Origin of the sequence: Dyadobacter diqingensis (genome assembly GCF_024220585.1) — a bacterium.
GTDB classification, from domain to species: domain Bacteria; phylum Bacteroidota; class Bacteroidia; order Cytophagales; family Spirosomataceae; genus Dyadobacter; species Dyadobacter diqingensis.
This window is the reverse complement of record NZ_JAMXKF010000015.1, coordinates 98461-124597: the sequence shown is the minus strand read 5'-3', so window position 1 is coordinate 124597 and position 26137 is coordinate 98461. Positions and strand designations below refer to the sequence as shown.

Annotated in this window: 19 protein-coding genes; 1 reads left to right on the top strand and 18 read right to left on the bottom strand. The window is 43.7% G+C overall.

What is annotated here, in order from left to right; translation table 11 throughout:
- Nucleotides 1–197: 197 nt before the first annotated feature.
- The 6 genes from M1L62_RS28375 to M1L62_RS28350 form a co-directional block, all read right to left on the bottom strand.
- Complete coding sequence (locus M1L62_RS28375; RefSeq protein ID WP_254563019.1) at nt 198–677, bottom strand: hypothetical protein; 480 nt, start codon at nt 675–677, stop codon at nt 198–200.
- 162 nt (nt 678–839) lie between these two features.
- Nucleotides 840–1487, bottom strand: coding sequence for an ankyrin repeat domain-containing protein (locus tag M1L62_RS28370; protein WP_254563018.1), 648 nt, complete (start codon nt 1485–1487; stop codon nt 840–842).
- Nucleotides 1488–1809: 322 nt separating this feature from the next.
- Nucleotides 1810–3312, bottom strand: coding sequence for a RagB/SusD family nutrient uptake outer membrane protein (locus M1L62_RS28365; RefSeq protein ID WP_254563017.1), 1503 nt, complete (start codon nt 3310–3312; stop codon nt 1810–1812).
- A gap of 29 nt (nt 3313–3341) precedes the next feature.
- Nucleotides 3342–6827 (bottom strand): SusC/RagA family TonB-linked outer membrane protein, encoded by a 3486-nt coding sequence (locus M1L62_RS28360; RefSeq protein ID WP_254563016.1) that lies wholly within the window; start codon nt 6825–6827, stop codon nt 3342–3344.
- A 21-nt stretch (nt 6828–6848) separates the two neighbouring features.
- Entirely contained in the window at nt 6849–7856 is a 1008-nt protein-coding gene (locus tag M1L62_RS28355) for a FecR family protein (RefSeq protein WP_254563015.1), read from the bottom strand.
- Between the two features lie 41 nt (nt 7857–7897).
- On the bottom strand, nt 7898–8569 hold the full coding sequence (locus M1L62_RS28350; protein ID WP_254563014.1) for an RNA polymerase sigma-70 factor: 672 nt from the start codon (nt 8567–8569) through the stop codon (nt 7898–7900).
- Between the two features lie 196 nt (nt 8570–8765).
- Here M1L62_RS28350 and M1L62_RS28345 point away from each other — a divergent pair, with 196 nt between their 5' ends.
- Entirely contained in the window at nt 8766–8954 is a 189-nt protein-coding gene (locus M1L62_RS28345) for a hypothetical protein (RefSeq protein ID WP_254563013.1), read from the top strand.
- 108 nt (nt 8955–9062) lie between these two features.
- On the opposite strand, the gene M1L62_RS28340 is transcribed toward M1L62_RS28345, so the two are convergent.
- The 12 genes from M1L62_RS28340 to M1L62_RS28285 all read right to left on the bottom strand — a co-directional run bounded on the left by M1L62_RS28340 (nt 9063) and on the right by M1L62_RS28285 (nt 26029).
- On the bottom strand, nt 9063–10775 hold the full coding sequence (locus tag M1L62_RS28340) for a GMC oxidoreductase (protein WP_254563012.1): 1713 nt from the start codon (nt 10773–10775) through the stop codon (nt 9063–9065).
- Nucleotides 10776–10830: 55 nt separating this feature from the next.
- Nucleotides 10831–11367, bottom strand: coding sequence for a gluconate 2-dehydrogenase subunit 3 family protein (locus tag M1L62_RS28335; RefSeq protein ID WP_254563011.1), 537 nt, complete (start codon nt 11365–11367; stop codon nt 10831–10833).
- A gap of 52 nt (nt 11368–11419) precedes the next feature.
- On the bottom strand, nt 11420–12661 hold the full coding sequence (locus M1L62_RS28330; protein ID WP_254563010.1) for an MFS transporter: 1242 nt from the start codon (nt 12659–12661) through the stop codon (nt 11420–11422).
- Nucleotides 12662–12833: 172 nt separating this feature from the next.
- The gene (locus tag M1L62_RS28325; protein ID WP_254563022.1) at nt 12834–14444 is read right to left on the bottom strand and encodes an FAD-dependent oxidoreductase; all 1611 of its coding nucleotides are present in this window, start codon (nt 14442–14444) and stop codon (nt 12834–12836) included.
- A 133-nt stretch (nt 14445–14577) separates the two neighbouring features.
- Nucleotides 14578–15300, bottom strand: a complete 723-nt coding sequence (locus M1L62_RS28320; RefSeq protein ID WP_254563009.1) for an SGNH/GDSL hydrolase family protein — start codon at nt 15298–15300, stop codon at nt 14578–14580.
- A gap of 31 nt (nt 15301–15331) precedes the next feature.
- The gene (locus M1L62_RS28315) at nt 15332–16762 is read right to left on the bottom strand and encodes a RagB/SusD family nutrient uptake outer membrane protein (RefSeq protein ID WP_254563008.1); all 1431 of its coding nucleotides are present in this window, start codon (nt 16760–16762) and stop codon (nt 15332–15334) included.
- A 98-nt stretch (nt 16763–16860) separates the two neighbouring features.
- The gene (locus M1L62_RS28310) at nt 16861–20259 is read right to left on the bottom strand and encodes a TonB-dependent receptor (protein ID WP_254563007.1); all 3399 of its coding nucleotides are present in this window, start codon (nt 20257–20259) and stop codon (nt 16861–16863) included.
- Nucleotides 20260–20473: 214 nt separating this feature from the next.
- On the bottom strand, nt 20474–21613 hold the full coding sequence (locus M1L62_RS28305) for a FecR family protein (protein ID WP_254563006.1): 1140 nt from the start codon (nt 21611–21613) through the stop codon (nt 20474–20476).
- Nucleotides 21614–22024: 411 nt separating this feature from the next.
- Entirely contained in the window at nt 22025–22633 is a 609-nt protein-coding gene (locus tag M1L62_RS28300) for an RNA polymerase sigma factor (RefSeq protein ID WP_254563005.1), read from the bottom strand.
- Between the two features lie 86 nt (nt 22634–22719).
- Nucleotides 22720–24024, bottom strand: a complete 1305-nt coding sequence (locus tag M1L62_RS28295; protein WP_254563004.1) for a T9SS type A sorting domain-containing protein — start codon at nt 24022–24024, stop codon at nt 22720–22722.
- 149 nt (nt 24025–24173) lie between these two features.
- Nucleotides 24174–25265 (bottom strand): Ig-like domain-containing protein, encoded by a 1092-nt coding sequence (locus M1L62_RS28290; RefSeq protein ID WP_254563003.1) that lies wholly within the window; start codon nt 25263–25265, stop codon nt 24174–24176.
- 62 nt (nt 25266–25327) lie between these two features.
- Entirely contained in the window at nt 25328–26029 is a 702-nt protein-coding gene (locus M1L62_RS28285; protein WP_254563002.1) for a hypothetical protein, read from the bottom strand.
- Nucleotides 26030–26137 lie beyond the last annotated feature (108 nt).

The window sequence follows — 26137 nt, the reverse complement described above, 5'->3', positions numbered from 1 at the left end:
TAGGAGATAGTTTCGTCAGTAAGTCTTACAACAGAATACCGTTACAAACGGTAAATTATTAAAAATTCGTAGTTTGAAAACTACGAATAACGGGGGGGGAAACTACGAATAACGGCACGTGGCCTCCGACCGCCGCAAATTAACCAAATACTGCGACTGTCTAAGAAATATTCATCAAGCTAACTTATCGTAACATTCTAAAAGTGCACATTGAAAGTCACATTCGTTGATTCGGGAATCTTGGGTATTTTCACAAAAAAGGGTACTTGACCAGAAGCTGTTATGCCATCAATATTAACTTTAATTTCTACATCATAAACCAGCTTGTTCGATGCACAGGAACTAGTAACACGCTGTGCGACTACGCGACCTGGCATGGGAGTGCGTAGGTGACCGGCAAGTAAGGTTTCTTTTGAAAAATCGATCTTTGCGAGCCTGTCAACAACATACTTTCGATATTGCTCTTCGGTTCTGATGACCAATGTCGTCAATGTATCTTTTGATGACGTATTTTGGAGATGCCTGAGATTTGGAACTTCCTGAATATTTACAGAACCATCTTTACAGACGTAAACATACGGTTCTTCGGGTTTGCATCCGCCTGCTAAGATTACCAGCACAATGAAATAACTAAAGTTTTTTCGTGCTATGTAATGGATAAAAAAAGGGAACTTCATACGGAAATGACGGTTAATTTAACGACATCTGATCCTCTCTGAGCTTAAATTTTAAATATCTGAAATTGCAATCATGTTAACCCGAGACTTGCCATGGATCCCCCATCTCGCATATTAAAGTTACAAAATCGAATAGTTTATTCAACCAGGTTCTCCTATCGGTTAATGAATACCGGGAACTCCGTCGTAAACAAGCAAACGCAACGCGTCAGAATCTCTCAGATGCCAGCTTCCCCAGGATATGGGAGTATCACCGTTTACATCTTTTACCGAGGCATTTGCTCCGGCATCTAACAACATTTTGATAACCGCAGTACTTCCGTATGCTGCGGCCCTGTGCAGTGGCGTTTCTCCTTTAAGATAAGCGTCACGCATGAAACAAAGCGTCGATACACCCGGAAACGTTTTTTTATTTACATCAATACCTGACGCTATTAAAATCCTGACGATATCTTCGCGTGCATCCATCTCGCTTGTTTTGGAAATCGTGTAATGCAAGGCATTTTCGCCAGTCGTTGCGAAAGCGAAATTTACATCCTCGCCTTTATCCAATAACCATTTTACAGAACTCAACTGACCATTATACGCCGCATTACAAAGCAGGTTAGCATCCTCAAATGTCACCTTCGCGCCCAGCTTGTGAAATAAATCCAAGGCCTTGACATTTCCTTCCCAGGCAGCTGTAAACATGGCAAAATTGCCCCATCGATCGATATAGTTGATGTCTGCTCCAAGGCTAACGATCCTTTCAACAGTCTCTAAATCGCCATCAACGGCTGCTGATAACATTTGTTTGTTCAAATCGTCCATAAATAACAAGTTTATCTCTCTGTATCAATGTTACTGTGTTAAGCCTAGTCTGTATTAGGCGTAGTGCGTGTTAGGCTTGATCCGTGTTAGGCGTAGTCTCCAGACTACGTCTGTATGTCAGCGGTCTCCGACCGCCGTAAATTAACTTAATATCGCGATCAATTAATAGATAATCACCAAGTTATAATAAATTTCAAATTAAAAAATTACATTATCAGCACCAGAAAAGACAAGAAACTTACAGCAAGGTTGTCGCAAAAAAAAGCGGCGCAGGAATTTGATTTCCCGCGCCGCTTTTCGCTTTTATAGAAGTTCTGTTTTATCAGTAACCTGTGTTCTGTTTCAGATTGGTGTTATTTCTTACCTCACTCGTTGGCAACGGGAACAAAAGCTCTCTCTGCGTGATCACCGGTCCGTAAGAGAACTTGTGTCCGACATAGTCATCAAATTGTTTCGTGGTTACATTAAATGCTTTACGAAGACGAACCATATCAAACCAGGTAATATTCTCAAAGCATAATTCATACCAACGCTCCTTCCACACCGCCTCTCTAAGCTGATCTTTTGAAAGACCCGTAAGATTCGGCAATTGTGCTCTGGTTCTTGTGGCGTTAACGGCATCAAAAGCCTTGGCACTCGGCCCGTTTACTTCGTTGGACGCTTCCGCATACATCAGCAGCACATCTGCATAACGAATCACCGGCCAGTTCAAATCACTGTTTGCTGTACTGGTCTGCGCAACGTTATCGAAATGTTTGTAAATGAAATAACCGCCTAAGTCCACAACCTGATTTCTGTCCTTCTCATTGGTAAACTTGGTAAAGAAAAACTGCTTTTCCTTTGCACGTAGATCCGCCGGATCATAAGATTTCACAAAGTCAGCCGTTGAATATATCCCTCCCGTTTCATCAGAATACTGAGAAATATTTTTGTTGTAAGGAACAATGGATACCTGCCAGTTCGAAGGAAGTATCTGTGTCTTGAACTGAATCATAAAGATATTCTCTTCAATATTCTTCTTCGCAGGATTATGCAGATCGTCGTAGCTTGTAAATAACTTGAACTGTTTAGAGTCGATTACTTCCTCAGCCTTCTTGGCAGCCAAGTCGAAATATGCAGCTCCTTTTTGCAGTGGATAACCTGCCATGGTAAGATATACTTTTGCAAGCAATGACTTCACAGCCCCTAAGCTCACTTTTCCGGTTGCATCAGCCCAAGATAGCCCTGACGCCTCAGCTGTTTTTAAATCCTCAACAATCAATTTATAAATCTCTTCCGGAGCTACCGCCGCAGGTTTTAATTGTTCAGACTGCAAGGACATCGGTTCGGTAATCAAAGGGATGTTACCAAACATCTGCACCAAATTGAAATAATAAAAAGCCCTTAGGAAATATGCCTCACCCATCAGCTTTTTAGCTTCGGTTGCATCCATGGTAATCGTCGGAATCTTGCTGATAGAAAGATTTGCGTTACCAATTCCTTTGTAATAAAACTCCCAATAGGTTTGTCCATAACCATTGTCAGAAGTATTTTTCAGGTCTTTTATGAAATAGCTATTTACCGCCTGCCCCAAATCCGTCGCAGCCAGGCCGGTAGAAAATTCAGTCATCATCCAGGCTCCTCCGCCGAAACCACTATTTAGCGGAACACGCATGTTGGCGTAGATCGCATTTACAGAACTTCTTGCATGTTCTGGTTTAGTGAAGTAATTCTCTACTGTAAAGTTACTCGGATCCGATTCATTCAAGAAGTCAGAGCAGCTCGTCAACCACAATGTGCCAGCCATCAACGCCAACAGTTTATATTTTTTTGATATCCTATTCATTGTTTCTTCTTTAAAAAGTCAGAATTAAATTACAATCCAATGTTAAGCCCTACCATAAATATCCTTGGTTTTGGATAGTCATATAGTCCCAAACCCTGATCAAACGGTGAACCCGAGTTGGATACTTCCGGATCATATCCGAAATATTTCGTGGCCACAAAGAAATTCTGAACAGATCCATAGACTCTTAACCGGTCAAGTTTTAGTCTGGACGTTACTGTCGACGGGAACGTGTAGGCAAGCAGCAGATTTCGCCCGCGGATAAACGACGCATCCGTTACCTTATGGCTGTCATTGTTCGTTGTGTAATAGGCATTGATCGGACGTACCTGCGCAATCGGTGTGTTCTGATTGGTTTCTGTCCAGGCATTCAGCACCGTTTTGTAGCTGTTTGCAATACCTTGTCTGTCCTCAGCGGAGTGAATACTTCTGTCCAGAACATCGTTGCCATACATGTATTGCAAATCAACCGTCAGCGACCATGCTTTATACTGGAACGTGTTCAGGAATGTACCAAATCCATCAGGGATACCTTTTCCGATAATCGTTCTGTCGTTGTCATTAATTGTGCCATCATTATTAAGATCCAGATATTTAACATCACCCGGAAGCATATTGTATTTTTTAGCCTGCTCCGCTTCGTTACTTCCCCAGGTTCCAAGGTGTTTTCTTCCGAAGAAAGATCCAACTGGCTTACCTACGCTGATTACACCGTTGCCTGAAAAAATATCGCTGCCGCCGGAAAGAGCCAACACTTTATTTTTGTTGACAGAAATATTAAAGGTCGTGCTCCATGTGAAATCTCCCTTTTTGATATTGGTAGAGTTAATGGCAAATTCAATACCTTTATTTTCCATACTTCCAATGTTGGAATAAATGCTTCTGTATCCACTCGACAAAGGAAGCGGTGCATCAAGTAACATGTCATTTACTTTTCTGCGGTACAAATCAAGCTCGAAATTGACCCTGTTAGAAAATAAGCCAAGTTCTATACCTACATCATATTGCTGGGTTTTTTCCCATTGCAGATTAGGATTAGCCATACGACTAATACCTGTGCCAATATTACGTGTTCCGTTAAAAATTACGCTATAATCAACCTGTCCGCTGATGTTGTTTGACATACCTGCCAAGGCCCTGTAAGCCGGAATCTCCGAATTACCCGTTGCGCCGTAACTTGCACGAACTTTCAGATTGGAAACGGCCGGTATACTTTGCATAAAACGCTCTTCGGTTACACGCCAGGCTACCGCCGCAGAAGGGAAAAACGCATATTGGTTTGCAGATCCAAATTTGGACGAACCATCCAGACGCCCCGTAAAAGTCAAAAGATACTTATTAAACAATGAATAATTCAGACGGGCGAAATAAGAATTTAACCCATAAGCTTCTCCAACAGAAGAAGGAGCTTGCGGACTTGCACCCGCCCCCAGGTTGTTAAACTGGAAATAAGTATCATCAAAACCCTGTGTTACCGCAACATTCTCAAAGCGGTCAACATGCTGCCATGACAAACCGGCCATCGCATTCAAGGAATGTATTTTGGCAAATTCTTTATGATATGTCAAATAATTCTCGAACTGCCAGGAGTTATACCTGTTGTTGATCACCGAAGCCTCTCCATTCGTGGAAATGTATTGCAAACCTTTTGCCGCAAAATAATCACGTCTCTGATTGATCACATTGGTTCCAACTGTTGATCTTAATTCCAAACCATCGGCTAGACGGATCGTAGCATACATGTTCCCCAGCAAAGTCTGCGTACGCAGAAAAAACAATCTTTCAGCAGCTACTCTAAGCGGACTGTCACCACCTTCCATACCCGGATAATCCCGGTTACTTGCCCAGCTTCCGTCAGCATATTTAACAGGAATAATAGGCAAAGCTTCCAAAACCTGACGCATCGCAGTGATACCGCCACCTCCCAGTTGATCGATCTGTTTTTCGTTTTGATCGGTATAACCAAGTGTGCCACCCACTTTCAGCCAGCTTTTGATTTGTGTATCAAATACAAAACGGCCTGAGTATCTTTTCTGCCAGGAATCACGAATAATTCCATTCTCATTCCGATAGTTTACGAATGCTCCAAAACTACCCTTTTCTGTCCCGCCCGTGAATCCAAGCTGGTGGTTTTGGGTAAATGCTTTCTGAAATGTTTCGTCCTGCCAATCAGTATCATATAACGGATTTCCCTGTGCATCAAATAACAAAGGATTAGTTCTCTTCTTTTTGGGATCCGTATATTTGGTCCCTGTTGCCCATCCAACCGGATCGTATTTGGCTGCATTTTTATACGCAAGGTCTTCTACTGCCAGAAATTCCTTTGAATTAAGCACATCAAGTTTTTTAGGCGCCACACCAATGCTGAAATCAGCGTCGTAAGTTACTCTGCCGCCGGTTGAAGTTCCACGCTTTGTTGTGATCAAAATAACGCCATTGGCTCCCCGGGCTCCATAAATAGCCGTAGACGAAGCATCTTTAAGTACTTCAATGGATGCGATATCATTAGGGTTAATATAATCAATCGGTGTGCTACCGTTTTGAAGATCAACAGAATTAAGAATAACTCCGTCAATAACGTACAATGGGTTGTTGGATACACTGATCGAGCTCGCTCCGCGTATACGGATATTGGCCCTACCACCCGGACGACCCGAGTTTGAGGAAACGTTCACCCCCGTTACCCGACCTGACAGCCCCTGATTAAGTGATGCAGCCGGGCGTTCCTGCAATGCTTCTGCCTTTACAGTACCAACGGCACCTGTTAAGTCAGATTTTTTCACAGAACCATAACCCACAACAACAACTTCATCCAGCGAATTTTCATCTGGTAAAAGATTGACCGTAAGTTTTGAAGATGCGCCAACCAGAATTTCCTGTGTTTTGTACCCTACAAAACTGAAAACCAGAATCGCCTTTTCGTCGGGAACGTTCAGCTGAAATTCTCCTTCACCATTTGAAGAAGTTCCCTGCTGTGTGCCTTTTAAAATAACACTTACACCAGGTAATCCGCCGCCCTTTTCATCAGTGACTTTCCCACTGATCGCTTTGTCGACAATCTCAGTGTGTCCGCCTGACACATTAGCCATTTCAACGGTGTTTTTCTCAATGATTAGGGCAGACTCTTTTTTCTCCTCAGGGTTGGCTACGCTCGTTTTTATAGCCTCCTTTCCTTCAATAATCACATAGGTATTCTTACGGGTTTTCTTGTATTTTAATCCATTCTGCCCAAGAATAATTTCAAGATTTTTTTCCAGCGGTTTATTAAAATCAATTAAACCTGAAACAATGTTAAGTGTACCGACAACCCGGTCCTCAAACACTATTTCCACTCCATAGTGACGCTGTAAATCAAGCAACGCATTTTTCAATTTCATCTCCTGCCTTACTGTATGAGGCTGCCGTTCAAGCATGGAGGCAAATGCAATAGTCTGAGATTGAGCAGCCTGCGAAAATTGCGTGGCAAAGGCAAGCCCAATTCCCACCCAGTGCTTAGTTGATAGTGTTAATTGCATAAGTTAAGGGATTAGAAATAGTTAATTATCGGTTATTAAAATGGAGTCACCTGCGGTTTCGATTTCGAGATCCAGCACTTCCGAAACCGTTCTGAGCAGCTCTTCTGCGTTCTGCGTTTTGAAGTTTCCTGTAATCGTTCTGCGGGCAATTTTATCATTGGCAATCCGGACTTTTTTGCCAAAATTTTCCTGTATCAGATTGCTGATTTCCAGTAGAGAAGTTGCGTTAAATACAAAACGCTGTTCCTTCCAGGCACTTAAACTTTTCGTGTCTACATCATTGACAAGCTGCACTGCGCCAGTCTTTTGAAGGGTTGCCAAATCGCCAGGTTTCATCAATAAATGCTGGTGTTTTTCACCCTGTGAATAGTCAATTCGGATTTTACCATGGCTTAAAGCTACCTTGGTACCACGCGGACGGGCAAAAACGGAGAACTGCGTACCCAATACCTCGACCTGAAAAGTATCGGAAGTTCTCACGACAAAACGTTTGTGATCAATCGTATGACTTACTGAAAATTCAGCCTCGCCGTCAAGCGACACCGTACGTACATCTCCAAAGAACCCGAAACGCGGTATTTTCAGGCGGGAATTGGCATTAAGGGCAACCCGGCTGCCATCTTCGAGGTATAATTTTGTCGTCTGCCCATACCCGGTTTCAAAAGTTTTGTATTGAATAACATCTCTTGAAAACCAGCTGCAACATACAAGCAGAAGTATCGATGCTGCGATCAGCCAGTATTTCCGAAGCTGAAACGGGCTCCAGCCGCTTCCGGCCTGGTCATCTTCGTTGATATCTGCTTCCGGCTTTGGCTCTTCATTGTTGATTCTGGACAAAAGCCGCATCATAGCCTGCTCCTGATCGGGTATAAACTGCGGCGAACGGGTTTCCCATTCATAAAGCCATTGATGAAAAGTATCTGTATTTTCAGCATCCTTTAACCAATCCTCTGCCAATTGTCTTTCGAGTGGATTTGCCCTCCCGGACAAATACTCAAAAAGAATATGTTTCAATATCGGTGCTTCCATTATCGTGCTAATTTCAATGTTCAAAAATGTGTGAGGGCAGCTTATGCGCTGAAATTGTCCAAAACCAAAAACAGGCAGGGCATCATCCATTCTCCGTTAAGCGCCACGCGGAGATGCTTTAACGCCTTGGAAATATGAACTTCTACGGTTTTGGGGGAAATATTTAACTCGTCGGCGATCTCATGGTATTTCTTGCTTTCAAACCGGCTCATCAGAAATACGCGGCGGCATTGCATCGGAAGTTCGCCGATCACTTCATTTACTTTCAGAAAAAGATGATTGTAGTGAATTTCCGCGTCCGGCTGTTGCTGCTGAACTGATATCGTATTTTCTGTGGTGATTTCTAGTGCATCGGTCTTGCCAAATTCACGGCGCAGGTAAGTAAAACATTCATTACGTACGGCGCGAAAAAGATAACTCGTGTAGGACGAGCTGATATTCTGATATGATTTTGTCCGGTAAAACTGAAAGAATACTTCACTCACCAGATCCTCCGCAATTTGCTTTGAATAGACAAAACGAACCGCATGACTGCATAACGGCTTGTAAAACCTCCTGAACAGAAGTTCCAGGCCTTTTGAAGGATTTTCCTCAAAAGTAGCCTTTAAAAATAATGCAGAATCAACCTCCTGAGAGCGGGGTTTGTCTTCATTAGAAGGTGACAGAAACGGACCTCCTGTCGTGGGTTCTTCATGTAGCAAAGGATCGCGCATAGAGTCTTTTCGTTATGTAATAATTAAAAGACTTTTTTGCACTCTTATTCCCCTAGTCAGATGATAAAATAATTGGAAAAATTTATATTAAAGAAGGATAAAAGTGGTGACAGTAACAAAAAAAATATCAGCACCGGGAGTGACTTTTCATTTTCTGAAAGTCTAATTCTAAAAATACTCAAAACGGATTTTCGATATGAAACTGAAAAATAAAATCAGCCTTTTAATAGCGGGAACATTATTAAGTCTGGCAGGATTGAACCTTATCATAGATTCAGAAGCAACAAAAAATACAGGGGCAATTCTGGCCATAACGGGTGTGTTGACTGATATTATCGTTCTGGTACTTTTTATGAAGCAGGAAAAGTGGGTCAATGAAGTATAGAACCAGAAACCGGGGAGGGAAAGGACGGTGGCAGAAAAAGAGAAGTCAACTTTTGAAAAGTTGACTTCTTTGAACTCCCGGCATTTTTTTTGTAGAACAACCTGATGCTTACAAATTCTTGGCCTTTATTTGTTTCACTGCATAATCCACCGAGCGGGCAGAAAATGCCATATAAGTTAATGACGGATTTTGCGTAGAAGTAGAGGTCATGGAAGCACCATCGGTCACGAATACGTTTTTAGCCGCATGCATCTGATTCCACTTATTCAGGATCGATGTTTTTGGATCTTTACCCATACGCACGCCACCCATTTCGTGAATGTCGTTACCAGGATTTCTGTGCCCGTCGTGTGAACGAACGTTTTTGAAACCTGCATTGGTAAACATTTCGCTAACCTGCTCAATGTAATCCTTCACCATTTTTTCATCGTTATCATCATATCCGACCGATATTTTGAGCAATGGCATGCCATACGCGTCTTTCAACTCCTTATCCAGAGCCACGTAGTTACTTTCCTTAGGAATCGTTTCTCCCATCATGTGAGAGCCAACACTCCAGTTGCCATATTTTGTATCAAGCAAGCTCGATTTTAAGGATTCTCCAATATCGCTGCGATCGGAATAAGTCATACGGTTCGCACCAAAACCAGCCGCATATCCTCTTAGAAAATCCGTTTCCTGTTTGTAAACGTTTCTAAAACGGGGGATATATCCACTGTTCGGACGTTTTCCATCCGTTGTAGAATCAAGGAAACCTTCATATTCTCCTGAAACAGAAGCACGGTAATTGTGGAATGCAACATATTTTCCAAGCACTCCGCTGTCATTACCCAGCCCATTCGGGAAGCGGGATGAAATGGAATTCATCAGGATCAGGTTTGTGTTTAACGCGGCTGCATTCACGAAAATAATTTTGGCATAAAATTCCATCATTTCCTTCGTGTTGGCATCGATCACACGCACACCTGTTACTTTTTGCTTCTTATCGTCATAAATCACCGAGTGAACTACCGAATGAGGACGAAGCGTCATGTTCCCGGTTTTCATTGCCCACGGAATGGTAGAAGCATTACTGCTAAAATATCCGCCAAATGGGCATCCACGTTCACAAATAGCCCGGTGCTGGCATTGGGCACGGCCCTGATCCAGGTGGATTTGCTTGGGATCCGTCAAATGTGCAGCGCGTCCGATGATGATATGGCGGTCTTTATACTGCTTTGAAACCTGCTCTTTAAAGTATTTTTCAACACAGTTCAAATCATGTGGTTTCAAAAATTCACCATCTGGCAGTGTATCGATCCCATCTTTGTTTCCCGTAATACCCGCAAATTTTTCAACATGACTATACCAGGGAGCAATGTCATTATAACCGATCGGCCATTCCACAGCAAATTTATCTCTTGCCGGCCCGTCGAAATCGAACTGGCTCCAACGCTGTGTCTGTCTGGCCCAAAGCAGCGACTTACCTCCAACCTGATAGCCACGAAGCCAGTCAAATGGCTTGTCCTGAACGTAAGGATGCTCGTTATCTTTTACAAAAAAATGCTGCGACGACTCCTTGAAATTGTAACATCTGCTGGCAATCGGATTGGCATCCGTTACAGATTTCGGCAGCCTTTCCCTGTGATCAAACTCCCAGGGCTGCATGTTAGTCGTCGGGTAATCTTTAATATGCTGAACGTCACGTCCCCGCTCCAAAACAAGAGTTTTCAACCCCCTCTCGGTCAGCTCCTTTGCTGACCATCCGCCACTGATCCCTGAGCCAATAACAATGGCATCATAGGTACGGGCTTTTTCACTGTCTATATTAAAATTCGCCATTTTGGGTATTTTCTATTTCAATTTTTCTTCATCGCCGGACAAAGCCGGGGATTTATTAATTATCAGTACTCATTCCTTTTTTAACAGGAACACAGCCGTGATACCTTGCCGGTATAAACTCGAAATGTGTCAGGTTCGTCATCACATATTCCGAGGACATATACCCCTGGATCGTCAGGTTTTTCACCATTCCGAAAAACGCTTTCTGATCCGAATCCGCACTTTTTTCAACCTCTTTCAAAAGTTGCAGCTGCTGCGCCTTGGTTGCGTCAGCAAAGGATTTTCCAAAATTCTTTGTGCTTTGGGCTTCCACCGCATCAATGCCTTTCGAGAAAGTATCCTGCGCTTTTTTGTCGTAACAATCGGTCACCATCCGCTGCACAAAAGTGGCAACGCCCAGTTCTCCTGCACCCGGTGTATCAGTTTTAGGAATAATGGCTTCCACAACCGACTTTAACACTTCTGCCTGCCCGGCCATTGTGTATTTTACCTCTCCAAGAGACGAATGATTCCATCCGGATGCCCATACTGGCAAACTTACCATCGCTCCCATAGCTGCCGCCATGTTTTTAAGCGCTACCCGTCTTTCCATTTTATTATTTTTCAACGATTAATATACATCTTCAAATTTTCCGTTTCGCCGGCTATTCTTCCAGAAAATCCAGGTCTCTGCCATGGGTTTCAGGAATAGTCAGAATAGAATAAAAACCGATAACGAAACAAATAAGCCCAACCAGCGCTCCGGAGTCAATCACCGAAAAAGATCCTTTGAAACCGGCAAACAAAGTCGTCATCACCACCACCGTTCCACGTACCATATTGGGCACTGTGGTTGCAGCTGTTGCACGTAAATTGGTACCAAACTGCTCCGCACCTATCGTCACAAACATGGCCCAATATCCAATTCCGAAACCAAGTAATGTTGCGACAGTATATAAACTGCTGGCCGTTTTAATTCCCGTGTACAGATAAATACCCGTGCATATCAACGTAAAAGCCATCATAATAAATACAGCTTTTTTACGAGATTCCAGCCAATGACTTAAAAAACCACTCAGAAAATCGCCTACCGACAACCCAACATAACACCACATAATCGACAGCCCCGGTTTGATTGCTTCTTCGATACCCAGTGCTTTTCCAAATTCATTACTAAAAGTGGCCAAAATCCCGATCACAAACCAGGTCGGCAATCCGATGCCTATACATTTCAGATATCTGAACAATCTGTCTTTATTCGTAAACAAGGCGAAAAAGTTACCCTTTTCAACATGTTTCTGGCCTTTAACACCTTCAAAAATTCCCGATTCGAAAACACCGATACGCAGCAAAAGCAGCGAAATCCCAAGTCCTCCGCCAATGAAATAGGCATTCCGCCAGTCGAAAAACTCAACCGTAAAATAACCTACAATAGCGCCCAGCAGTCCGATCCCTGCTACCAGCGAAGTCCCGATTGCACGCAGATGTTTTGGCAGAATTTCAGAAACCAGGGTAATCCCTGCACCTAATTCTCCTGCCAGCCCGACCCCCGCAATGAAACGAAGTATTTTATAGGTCAACGGATCCTGAACAAATCCGCACGCAACGTTGGCAAGAGAGTAAGTAATGATTGATCCGAAAAGTACGGATAACCTACCTTTTTTATCTCCCAAAATCCCCCATAGAATCCCTCCGAGCAATAATCCTGTCATTTGCCAGTTCAATATACTGGCACCGGTTAAGGATATTTCTGCCTCTGAAAGCCCCAATGACGCAAGACTTGGCAACCTGACTATCCCAAAAAGAAGTAAATCATATATGTCAACAAAATATCCAAGTGCGGCAACAATAACAGGTGCGCTGAAAAGATGTGAAAAAGTTGAACGTGGTGTAACCAGGGTATCCATTCTGTTATTTAAAAATTTTCAGGATTTTATGCAATATTATATAAAATAGCCGGACTATTATCCGGCTATGCTGACTATAATTAGTATAAAAGTAATCTTAGAATCATGTTTTGATAAATAAGCATCACTTTTTTTGTTTTTCACGCTCTCGAAGCCCGTTTTCAATAAATCGTTACAGTTCGAGACGTTGTTTGTCTTTCAACAATTGCTCTTTAAGTTTTTCATAATCCACATCCTGTACGCTCACCTTACGGTCTATTGCCTGTACGGCCGCCGAAGCTGCGCTTTGTCCAAGAATCATAAAAACGGGTTCCATCCGGATGGAGCCATAGGCAATGTGCGAACTAGACAAACAGACCGGCACAAACAGGTTCTGACACTCCTCCTTCTTTGGAATAATGGAGGCGTAAGAAATGCTGTAAGGCGTCTTCGGATGAACACCAATATCTCCCTCATTTTGTACAAAACCATCCGCCTTCACATAACGCTGGGCATTGTGCGCATCAAGCGAGTAAGATCCCATCCCGACGGATTGCGAAACAGCTTTTTTCCCAAGCGTCTCATTTTCGGTCATTACCCCCTGCCCGATCATCCGGCGCGCCTCACGCACGTAAATCTGATGCGGCCAGCCACCGTTATCTTTAAATTCATCTTTGGGCAGGCCCCATTTGTTCATCTCCGTACGCACATCCTGCGGCACATTGCTGTCATTGGATAGATAGTACATCAGCCCTTTCTGGTACAGCTCATGGTCTTTGATAATCTGTTTTCTTCTTTCGTAGGTTGCATCCGGATAGTCGTAGTTCATACCGATAAAATCGGTACTGAACGGACCATGGTTGTTGGTATCGGTCTTTTTGTTCGGAATCGGATCATACTTATCAAAAGTCTCTGTCCAGCCGGCTTTGTACACACGGGCCAGCAGCTCGTATTGGGCAGGGTCATAACCTTCCGGTTTTACGAACGGAATCCGGTTGTCCGGGTTTGCAGAAAGGCACATACGGAAGCAATATGCCTGAATTTTATTATCGCCTTCACCATTTTTGCCAATTTTTTCATCCGTAACATAAGGCAGCAAACCGCTTTTCGGGTCACCTTCCACTTTGTAAGGACTTACATTTTTCTTGAAATAATGTCCATGCTGAAAAACTTCTGCCTGAATACCATTCCATTCTTCATTGTAGACGCTATTGGCTTCACGTCCCACATGATATTTCACGCCGGCAGCCGCCATTAAGTCACCTTCATAAGTAGCATCGATAAACATCTTTCCGGTAAAAATTTTTCCTGAAAGGGTTTTGATCGAGACGATTTTACCGTCCTTTTTGACCAATCCTTTTTCCCGGTCCAGCCATTCGTCGCGGTAAATCTTGACGTTATTTTCTTTAACAAAATCCTCAAAAACCTTTTCTGCTACGTGTGGTTCGAAAATCCACATCGTTCTGTCGGCACCGTCCATGGCAGGAGTTCCCTGGCCTTTGTTGCCATACTCTTCCTTTTTCTGCCACTGCCAGGCTTCCGGCTTATCGTAATGCATGAACACACGATGGTAAAATTCACGCGCCAAGCCGCCGATAACCGACTTATTCCCTGTGTCCGTGAAACCAAGTCCACCTGAGGAAAGTCCGCCCAGGTGCTTATCGGGTGATACGACCAAAACCGTTTTACCGGATTTAATAACCTGAACCGCAGCCGTTATCGCACCGGAAGTTCCTCCGTACACGATCACATCCGCGTTGTACGTTTTTTTATTCTGGGCTTTCGAAATCGTGATACCCAGCACAGAGGTTATCAGAAAACTGAGCAATACAACCCGCTTTGTCAAACATTTAAACAGCATATTACTTTATCTAAATTAAGGTAATGGAATAGTTTTCATTTCTTGATCAATCAAATAGATCATTGATCCATCGTCATTAATAACCCAGTAATTTTTTCAGATAACCCGGATAACTGTTACCTTCCACGCCACCGCCACCGTTGGTGATGCTGTCTCCAAAACAAACAAGCCGGTTGTAGGAAACGCCGGTACGGATCAGAGCTTCGTAAACAGCAACAGCCATGGTACGGTATCCTTCAGGCGTTGGATGAACACCATCTGTTTTCTGACTATTTAAAGTGTTTTGAAGCAAACTGCTACGCTCTTCACTGATATTTCCGACTTTGTCAAAAACCCGGTGCATATCCAGAAAATGGAGTTTATTATCATCCGCCACCTTTTTAATGGTTTCATTAACTTTTTCCTTCCGCCCTCTGTGACCCTCTTCGCCATAAAAGCTCTTTTCATGACGGGTGTATAAATGGGGTTCATAAACAGGCAGGATCGTCATCAGCATGATCTGGCTTTTCACGTCTAAAATCATTTCTACGATTTTTCGGAGATTCTTCTCATACTCAGGCAGCGGAATGTACTTTTTACTGTTCATATCATTTGTGCCAATCATCAGTATGGTAAAGTCCGGCTTATGACTCAAACAATCCTTGTCAATTCTGGCCAGCAGATCGACCGTATTATTGCCTCCGATGCCTGCATTGATGATAAATGGTTTTTCGTACACCTGTTTTCCGGAAACAGTTGTTTCCGGAAAAGCAAGTGAAGTAGCGGCTAACGTTGTCTGCAAAAATTGCCTTCTTTGCATTGATCTGATGTTTTAAGTCTGAAATATAAAATCAGAATCCCGGATTTTGTGTAAGGTTAGTATTTACGTCCCGTTCTGTTTGCGGAACAGGGAATAAATAGTTTTTCTCAGCCACAATGATGGTCGGATTCTGCGCCTTGATTGCACCCACCAGTTTTTTGGTGCGTACAAGGTCATACCAGCGATGTCCTTCAAAGGCCAGTTCAAGTCGTCTTTCAAGCAAAACGGCATCCCGGAATTCCGCTTGACTTAATGAAGCCGGCAATTCTGCCAAACCTGCCCGAAGTCTGATCCGGTTTACTGCTTTGAAGGCCTCTGCATTTCCCGCACCCTGCTCATTCAGCGCCTCGGCATACATCAGCAAAACATCTGCATAGCGTATGATCGGAAAATTATTGCTCCCCTCGCCGTTAGCTGTGGCCGACGGATCAAGATACTTATAAACATAACCAGGAAAATCTACGCTGGCCGGTGCAGCAGGCGTGCTGGTCGCAGAATACAGTTTGATATTAATATCCCTCCGTTTGTCAGTGGCGGTGTACGTATCATACAAATTTTTAGTAACCGGATCATCGCCAAAACCCGCGATATTATTGACACGATCAAAATTTGGGCGCATATATCCCTGCATCCAGCTTCCTTCTCCAAAACCTCCACCCAACGCCTGCACTTCAAAAACTGCTTCCTTCCCGTTTTTGTTGCCAATCAAAAAGACTTCTGAATAATTGGTCCACAGATCATAAACACCGGAATCAATGACCTCTTTCGCTTTTTGAGAAGCTTTTGCCCAATCCTGTCTCGTTAGGTATACTTTCGCCAAAAATGCAGTGGCAGCACCCTTGGTAGCCCGTCCCTTATCCGCTCCTGTATAAGTAGCCGGAAGAGCAGCTTCCGCTTCCGAAAAATCCTTGATCACCTGAGCGTAGATTTCATCCGCAGATGCTCTTGATGCCTGTAAATTGTTTAATGAAGTCGTTTCGGTCAACATAAGCGGCACGCCGCCAAATAATCTGACCAGGGTAAAGTAATAAAAACCCCGCATAAACTTGGCTTCGGCCAGCAGCCTGGCCTGAAGAGCTGCATCCATGGAAATACCCGGAACGCGTTCCAACACCGCGTTAGCCCTGTTGATCGCCCTAAATCCGGTGGACCAAACCGACTGAAAAGTACTGGTAGCCGGCGTAAATGTGTATTTGTCAAGATCATTTTTAGCCTGGTTCGCCGTGGAGCGGCCTCCACCCCACTCAGAGTCGTCGGTGGCCTGATCCTGAATAATCCACATCACCTGATTATACATATCAGCCGAATTCATGGCGTCATAAACAGCATTTACGGCCGCTTTGGCATCATCGGTATTTTTATAAAAATTATCGGGCGTAAAGCTGGACTGCGGAACCTGATCCAGCACATCACAGGAGCTCGCCCAAAACAAGACGAAGAAGAAAGGTATTATCTTTTTCATTATCCAAATATTTTATAACAACTTTATTAAAAGCGACTTACTTAAAACAAAGTCATGTTGGTGTATTAAAATTTAGGTTGCCTGCCCTGACGGACTTTTTAGAAACTTACATTCAGACCAAAAATCAGTGTTTTCGCTGCCGGGTAACTTGCGTAGTCAAAACCCTGGCTGCGGCTATCCTGTCCAAAACGGTTTACTTCCGGATCATATCCTGAATATTTAGTCCAGGTGATATAATTCTGCGCAGTGACATAAACTCTGACTCCCTGTACGTGAATCGATTTTGTCAGGGATGTGGGCAGGTTATAAGCCAGCTGCACATTTTTCAGCCTCAGATAGGATCCGTCTTCAATCTGACGCGTCGAAATTCTGTTGGCAGGACGGGTTGTGGACGCACGGGGAATATCTGTGTTCGTATTTGTAGGTGTCCAACGGTTCAGCATATCGCGGTCCTGATTGGTCGTTCCATTCAGATACTCAAGTTCAAAGCGGTTTGCGTTCAGGATTTTATTACCATAAACGCCCTGGAAGAAAACAGTCAGATCCAGCCCTTTGTAAGAAAAAGTGTTGCTGATACCGCCAATAAATTTAGGCTGTGCACGACCGATGATCGTCCGGTCATTATCGTCAATTTTCTTATCCCCGTTTAAATCCTTATAACGACGATCTCCCGGTTTTCTCGCACTCGCATCAACCAAAGCCGCCAGTTCATCCGTTGATTGGTAAAGGCCATCCGTCACATATCCGTAAAACGAACCCAACGGCTCCCCAACGCGGATTATTCCGGAATTAACATTTTGCGCAATATTGGCCACATCACCTGCGAAAATTTGCGGAGCGCCGCCAATATCCAGTACTTTGTTCCGGTTGATCGCATAGTTAAAATCGGTTTTCCATTTGAAAGCACCGTCCAGGTTATGCGAGGTAATACTCAGTTCAAATCCTTTGTTTTCCACTTTACCAAGATTTTTGATAGCACTTGAAAAACCGGATGAACTTGGAATCGTGACGTTAAGCAAAAGATCCTTCGTACGTTTCAGATAAGCATCAGCCGTCACGGTGATACGGTTTCCAAATAACCCCAGATCAATCCCAACGTCCGATTGGGTCGTTGTTTCCCAGGATAAGTCCGGGTTCGCAATCTGATTCGGACCGATACCGGTTGACACAACATTACCCAAAACGTAATTCTGCGTGCTTAGTAATGAATAAGCCGGATAATTTCCGATTCCGTCCTGGTTTCCTGTTGAACCAATCGTCGCCCTTATTTTCAGGTCGCTGATTGACTTAATATTTCTGATAAAACTCTCTTCCGAAGCCCGCCATGCCAACGCCATTGACGGGAAAAAACCATACCGTTTGTTCGCACCAAAACGTGAAGAACCATCAGCACGGAAAGATGCGGTCAGCAAATATTTTTCGTTAAACCCATAGTTAATACGTCCCAGATAAGATTCAAGCCCCCATGTGCCAATACCCGAAGACGGAACCAAAGCCACAGAACCCGAACCCAGATTGCCCGTCCCCAGATTGTCATTTACGAAATTACGCGAGGCAGCATAACTGCTTTCCGAGCGATTTACCTGCTGGGTATAACCTACCAGGGCCGTCAGGTTATGTATTTTGTTGAATGTTTTCGTATACGTTAAAAGATTTTCGTTCAGCCAGGTAATGGATTGACCATTACTGATACTTCCAACACCGCCTTGCGACAAACCACTGGAAACACTTCTCGGCAGATAACTGTCCTGTTTCTGAATAATACCGTCGATGCCCATCACGACCTTGAAGCTAAGACCGTCCATGATTTGGTATTCTCCAAAAACATTACCGAAAACACGGTAAGCGGTATTTTTATTTTTGCTCTCTCTTGCCAGCGCAGCCGGGTTATCGGCCGTGAAGTTTAATGCCGGATTGTTCATCAGGTAAGTCCCGTCCGGATTGTAAACCGGCAAAATCGAAGGAAATTGCAAGGCTGCGATCGTAACCAAACCTGCGCTTCCCAAGCTACCATCGGTACGCGACTGGTTGGAAAGTGTGCGGTTTACAGTAAGACTATTGCCGATTTTAATTTTGTTCGTCAGCTTTCTGTCAAGATTGACACGGAAAGAGTAGCGGTCAAAATCAGAATTGGTGACAATACCTTTTTGCTTAAAATAACCTCCTGAGATTGCATACTGGGTTTTCTCATCTCCGCCGCTCATCGACAACTGATAATTGTACATAGGTGCCGTACGGAAAATTTCATCCTGCCAGTCCGTCCCTTCACCGAAAGCCTCTACCTGCTGCGGCGTATAAACCGGGTTTCTTCCTTCATTTGTATTGGCGTCATTTACGAAGGCTGCATATTCGCGCGCATTCAGGACTGGATATTTGCGACGAACCTGTTGTACTCCATAATAAGCGTCCAAATTGATGGTCGATTTTCCGGCTTTCCCGCGTTTGGTTGTGATGATCACCACGCCATTTGCCCCTCTGGAACCATAAATCGCCGTTGATGAAGCATCTTTCAAAATCGCCATCGATTCGATGTCACTTGGATTAAGTGTACTCAAAACGTTAAAACTTGAACCGCTGTTTGACGACTCATTTTTAAACGGGATTCCGTCAATGACATACAAAGGCTCGTTATCCCCCTGGATCGAATTCCCACCACGTATACGAATAGTCGTAGCACCGCCGGGTGCTCCCGAGTTTTGTGTGATCTGTACACCGGCTGCACGTCCCTGCAATGCCTGGTCCATGGAAGTTACGGCTACTTTCTTAATTTCGTCAACCGGAATGGTCGTAACCGAACCAGTTAAATCCGTCTTTCTTACCTGACCATAACCTACCACCACGATCTCCTGTAAAGACTTATCCTCAGGTACCATATTAACAGTCAGCACACTTTGGCTACCAACGGGAACCTCCTTTGTAGCGTATCCTACAAAACTGAAGATCAGAATTGGTGCAGCATTTTCTGGCAAATCAAGCTTAAAATCACCGCCAGTATCGGTAGTCGTTCCGGTTTGCGTACCTTTCACTACCACGCTTACACCGGGCAATCCAATACCTGTCTCATCTAAAACCTTACCCGTAACATTCTTTTTAGGAGCATCACCTTTTCCGGGAATGACCGGTTCCGGTAAATTTTCCAGACGTTTCAGGATAATGATTTTTCCCGATATCTCATATTGTAGCCCCAAAGGCGTCAAAATATCATCCAGGACCTCGTAAAGCGGTTTATTTTGCGCTGAAACGTTAACCTTTCTTGCAGACTGAATCAGTTTGGAACTGAACACGAACCGTACGTCCACCTGTTTTTCTACCTGATTCAAAACTTTTTTAACTTCGCTGCCATTGGCATTAATGGATATTTTCTGGCTCAGCAATGACTGCCCGTAACTTTCGTGGGCATAGCCGTAGCCAATAAACATGAGCGCAAAGAGGAGTTGTGTAGCCGTTATTCGCATAGTCCAAAGTAATACCTGCTGGTATTGTACTGGTTTTTTCATAGATTTGATTGTTTTGTTAAGCTGGAAAATTTGGCAAAACGATCCCCGCCTCCGTTTTCGGAGGTTCTCTGGCGACAACCTGAGGGGATACATTCGGGAGTCGGTAATGCGGGAACATTGCCGGCTCTTTTTTGTTAAATAATTCGTTTGGATAATTTCAAATAATACAGAGATTTAAAGGGTTAATGTAGCATGGTTAATTGTTAATAGCTGATCAGTTCTTGCATCCTTTGCCATGGACTACGATCTGGCCATCCAGAATTTCGTAGTTCGCTTCGATTGCTTTACAAATAATCGTCAGTTTTTCGTGTAAAGTCTGATTTTCCAGAATCGCCGTCAACGGACAGCCTTTCAGCAACTCTTCATCGTATAAAATATCAATTCCATACGCCTTTCCGATTGAATCAAAAACCTCGCTAACGGGCGCGTCTTCAAAGATGAATTGTGGCGCCTTGGCTTTTGAGATGATTATTTCCGGTTTTTCTACGAGCGTTTTCACCATACGGATCTGATCTCTGGCGTAAATAATTTTCTGGTTGGGCGACAAAACCACCCCTTCCAGCTCACGGTTATTGATCTTCTCTTCAACATCGGGGTCTAACTGTGTAAATACAGAAACCCGGCCGGTTTTTACTTCCACCGTTACCTCCTTCGAAGTTTTGTAGGCTTTGATCGTAAAACTTGTACCAAGCACTTTGGTCACCAGTTCGTTGGCGTATACAAAAAAAGGACGTGCAGGATCTTTGGATATGTCAAAAAAGGCTTCGCCTGTCAAATAAACTTCGCGTTTACCGCCGACAAATTTACGTGCATAACGAATCCTGCTTTCCGGTGCCAGCGTGACCCGGCTGCCATCTTCCAGACTTACCAGCAGAGGTGCTTTTGTGGTATTAATTTTTTCAATCAATAACCCGCTATCGGTCGCCAGGTTTTCCTTTTCACCAAACTTGGCCAGATTACTTTCCGGCAAACGTGACTTGGCCAGCCAAGCGAAAAACATCACAAACGTAAGCGACGCTGCAATCCTGAACCAGAATTTTTTATAAAAAGGGATAACCCGGAAAGCTTCCGGTTCCATGACGGTAATACCTCCGGGAGTTGTTTTTGAAATCGTTTCCTTGACCAGCTTCGAAATTTCAGCCGTTGAGATTTCCGGCTCAGCCACGCGCAAGGACAACACCACTTCTCTTGCCTTGTTGATGTTATCCGTCATTTCCGGATTTTCGACCTGCAACTGCTTCCATACCCTATCCGATTCGCGTGTGGGCGTAAGTACCCATTGCCGAAAGAATGTGTCCCAGACAAGGTCTTCTATTCCGTATTTTTTATAGTCGTTCATATCAGCTTCATGCATCACTATTATACGATAGACAAAAGCACGAACCAGATACCAATAAATTTTAAATTATTTCTAAAAAAATTGATAGAAAAATATTCTTGACAGGATTATACTGCTTTTCATTGGTTTTAATCGAATAAAAAGGGTGTCGATTGAATAATGGGAATCTAAAAAATGAAGGGAAATTTTGATAACAAGAATGTGGGGGTATTCAGGAATTCAGGTCTGTTCGAACCTTCCGGACAAAATCAAACGTAACATCAACCACGGAGGCTATTTTCTCGTCACGCAGCGCAGACGTTTTGATAAGGTTTCTGATAATTCCAGTTGCGTTGTTTCAACTCATTGATGGGATCCCTTATCAATTAAGATCTCTAACATGCTCATCATTTTTACTTTTAAAGAATCTCACCCGTCTTGATACCGTTACAGAAAAAAGTGCACCATCAATAAAGTAAAAAACTCTGCTTTCCAGTGCTTTTTTAATTGTTTGATTGCGATCTGGAGGAGGTTGGAAACTGTTTGCGGTGAAATACTCATCACTTCGGAAATCTGGCCACGATCCATTTCCTGAAAAAATTTCAGATAAACCACTTCCTTTTGCCGGGTCGGAAGTTCATCCAGTAATTTTTTAAGTTTTTGCGTAATCACCAGAGTCGATTCATTTTCGATGTATTCCTCTTCCACGGAAAATTCGATATCAAAATTTCCATTGATTTCTTCTACCGATGAATCCGAAAGTAATGGTTTTGACATTGCACTTCTGTGCATCAACCGCCGCAGTGAAGCCATCAGATAAGGTTTTACGGCAATATCATGACTTAAATTCTGACGGCGCTCCCATAAGATAAGGAACAGGTCCTGAATATTATCCTTTACAAATTCCTTGTCTTTCGAGAACTTGCTTCCATAATGAAAAAGCGTACGAAAGTGAGTCGTCATCAGATGGTCGAATGCTTCCACTTCACCGGCAAGAAACCGCTGCCAAATGATCTTATCATCGGGAATTTCCTGTAAGTGAGTGACTGAATGCATGGGTTTTAAAATCTAGACTTCAAATTAACACATTGCACCCTACAAATCACAATAGATTTTATAAATTTATTTCTACTAACTATCGTCTACTCAACTAAAAAGCGAAAATATTTACGTCCTCGATTCCCGGAAATCGAAAGAATATATAGGCCCGAAGTCATTTCACTACGCGGATAGATTTCAATCATCCCTTCGGTGCCGGTTTTAAAATCAAAAGGCAATTCTCTTCCAGTCAAATCATATATTTTCATCACATCGGGCTTTTCACCGAAACTATTAATCCTTATCAACGCAGCAGAAGCCGGGTTCGGGCTGACATAAAACTCTCTCTCTTCTTGAAATGAAAACCCAGTTTCTTTAGTGTCTATAACCTGACCATATTGATCCATCTGTTCGATACGATACCGATTAACGCCTTCGTCCGGTTCGTTATCCAAAAGCGAATATTGCTGTGTGGTTTGTCCGGTCGCCTTAACCTCACCGATGATGCTGTGCAAGTTGTTGACCGTATTTTTACTGATTATAAAATGATCGGAATCGCGTTCCATGGCCGTTTCCCAGGACAGTCTCACCTTGCCATGATCCTTTTCCGCTTTAAACAAAACAATATGCAGCGGCAGAACACCCGTTACATCGCGTATCCGCAAACTTGTAAAACGTACTTTTCCGACCGCATTACGGAAACGGATTTCAAAATTGGACAGTTTTGACGCCGAATAAGCTGATGCCCCGGGATAGGCATCGGCATCATTCACCTGCAAGGTTTCGTTCACCCAAAGATCATATTTTCCCGGCATCACCTTATGATCAGGATTAGCTGCTGTTTCAGGCTTGCGATAGATTTGCCCGTCCGGCGAATTATTCAACACCCACGTGAGTGTTACGGGCGTACGAAGGGGTAAAGGGCTGCTATTCCTTCCGGTTTCAATATCGTGCACGACAAAAGACGAGGCCAGAAAATTCAGAGAAAACCTGCTGAACAAAAGTGCATTGGCGGGAATCTTGTTATTGGTCGGTGAAAAATTTTCTCCGAGATAAAAATACACGGCATTCGTCCCCGCAGCTCCTATTTCTTCCACGCTGAAAGTGATCTGAATATACAACGTTTCAGGATTTGGAGAAAACGGTACCGCCCGCAAAGCTCTCACGATACCACCTGTGGCTGAATCCTGCTGCAAGCGTATCAGATCCATATAACCCGGTCCGAATTCATATTTCGACAAGGCTGCATTTGTCGTGATCAAATGACTGAACTGTCCGATACCCGGACTAGGGCTGACAAACGGCCCGCCGCCAGCAAAATTTTGCTCCATGTAATTGGTTTGTGCTGAAACATTTTTTGTCAGACAAACCGTCAGGCAGACGATCAGAATGAGACGATATTTAGCCATAATCAACATCGTTATAGTTAAAAAGCTGTTGATTTGACGGGTAATCATCTCTTTGTCACACATTTAATCGAACATCGATTAAAATAAAAAATCCCTTTCCGGGACAAAGGCCGAAAAGGGATTAAACAACACCAGGTATCTCTCACTTATTATTGATGAGCAATTTTAAAAACACGCACCGTACCATCTTCCTGTTCCAGATGAATGAAATAAATTCCATGCGCATAAGATTTCATATCAAGCTTGATCGAAGCAGCGGTGACTTGTCCGTCGTACATCACGTGGCCGAAAGAATCGATCAGGCGAATTTTACGGACCCGCTTATTGCTGATCACAATTTGCAATACATCGCTGACCGGGTTCGGAAATAACTTGGCCCAGGCGAATTCAGGGAAATTAACCGACCTGATCCGGCTGTAAGCAAAAGTGCCGTCACGATCGACCATTTTCAGTCGGTAATAATTCATTCCCGACTCCGGAGTTTCGTCCGTAAAATGATAGTTGGTCCGGACCTCGCTGTTCACGGCTGCTGATACTTCACCGAGCTTATCCCAGTTTTTTGCATCCGGGCTACGTTCAATTTCAAACCGGTCGCTGTTCATTTCAATTGAAGTTGCCCAGGTCAGCAACGAGGTCAAACCCTCCTTATTGGCTTCAAAACTAATCATCGTGACAGGTAAAGGCGTGCTAAGATCCACCGTAACTGTCGCGGTATTGCTTTCCTGCCCGGCCGCATCTTTTACCGAATAAGTAAACGTATCAATTCCCTTGTAATCCTGATTGCCTTTAAACCTGAATTTCCCGTGACTTCGAAAAACCGTCCCATGCAGCGGAGCACGCCTGATCGTCAAAGTCGTTGTATCCCAGACCGTACATAACGACTGGTCGTTGTTCAGGACATCCAGCAGCAGCTCGACATCACTTTTTCCCGACGTCATATCGTCGGTGGCAACCGGTCTGTTAAAAATCAGATGTATCGCCACCGAAGCATTGGAACTACACCCGTCGGCATTTAGCGCATAGGCTGTGTAATTCCCTTCCTCGGAAATAACCAGGTCACTTCCGGAAATATCCGGAATAACCTGGTCGTTTTTATGCCATTCGTATTTACTGGCATCAGCGGACGCTGCCTTAAGCCTGATAGAAGTTCCCTTACAAATCGCTACTTCCCGTACCCCGCTCTGCGCGAACGCGGAGCCGGGTAAAAAAAGTATCACTGCGATGAAGAGTACATTTTTCATATTTTGATTCAATGAAAATCCTTTCTGGTTCCTCAAAAAACAATAAAAAGAAAAACCTCAGATTAGTTAAGCGAAATACTTGGCACCACAGGAAGCGGCAGATCGTTTTTGATCTGTTTTGCAACACCATTCACAGCATTAAGCAGCTTCGAAGCCGTTGGTGCATTGGGTTGGCCGGTTGCGGGAAGAATGTAACTTACCAAAGCTTTGTAGGTACCAGCCGAAGTGATTGCCAAGGTGCTGCTTGTTTGTCCGCTCACGTCTGAACCGTCTTTTGTCCAGGCAAAAGGAGAAAGCGTTACACCATAAGTACCAAGCCCGGTGACAGCCGTTACGTTGGCCGTCAGTGTGGTATTGACCGGAATACCCAAACAGTAATTATCTTTCCCGTCCGCGGTCGTCAGCGAGACGGTTATTTTAGGCAATACAATAATGGTATGTTCAATCAGGTCAGACAAACAGCCGTCGACTGCCTCCAAAACGCCAAAAGTCAGCTTATGGGTTTCAACACCCAGCTCCGAGCCCGTTCCGAATATCTTCGTGTACACACCCCCTGTGGCTGTATTCAGCGTTGTGGCAACCTGCCCGGCTCCCGGATCCAGCACCCAGTGGTATTCAAACAAACTCGCCACCGCAGGGGTCAGCGAGAAGGATTCTCCGCTGATTACATAATACGTCCCACCAGGAATCACAGCTGCTTTTGAAGAGAAAGCAATAACAAAAAGCGCAAAGCTAAGGCACAATGATGTAAGTGTCTTTTTCATAAAGATTACGTTGATTAAATTTTCTGATGTTTAATTTTCTGCTATTCGTTGTGACTCAATCTATGGATCACCGATTTGAATAATCTGTTTATACGATAATTGTTTCTG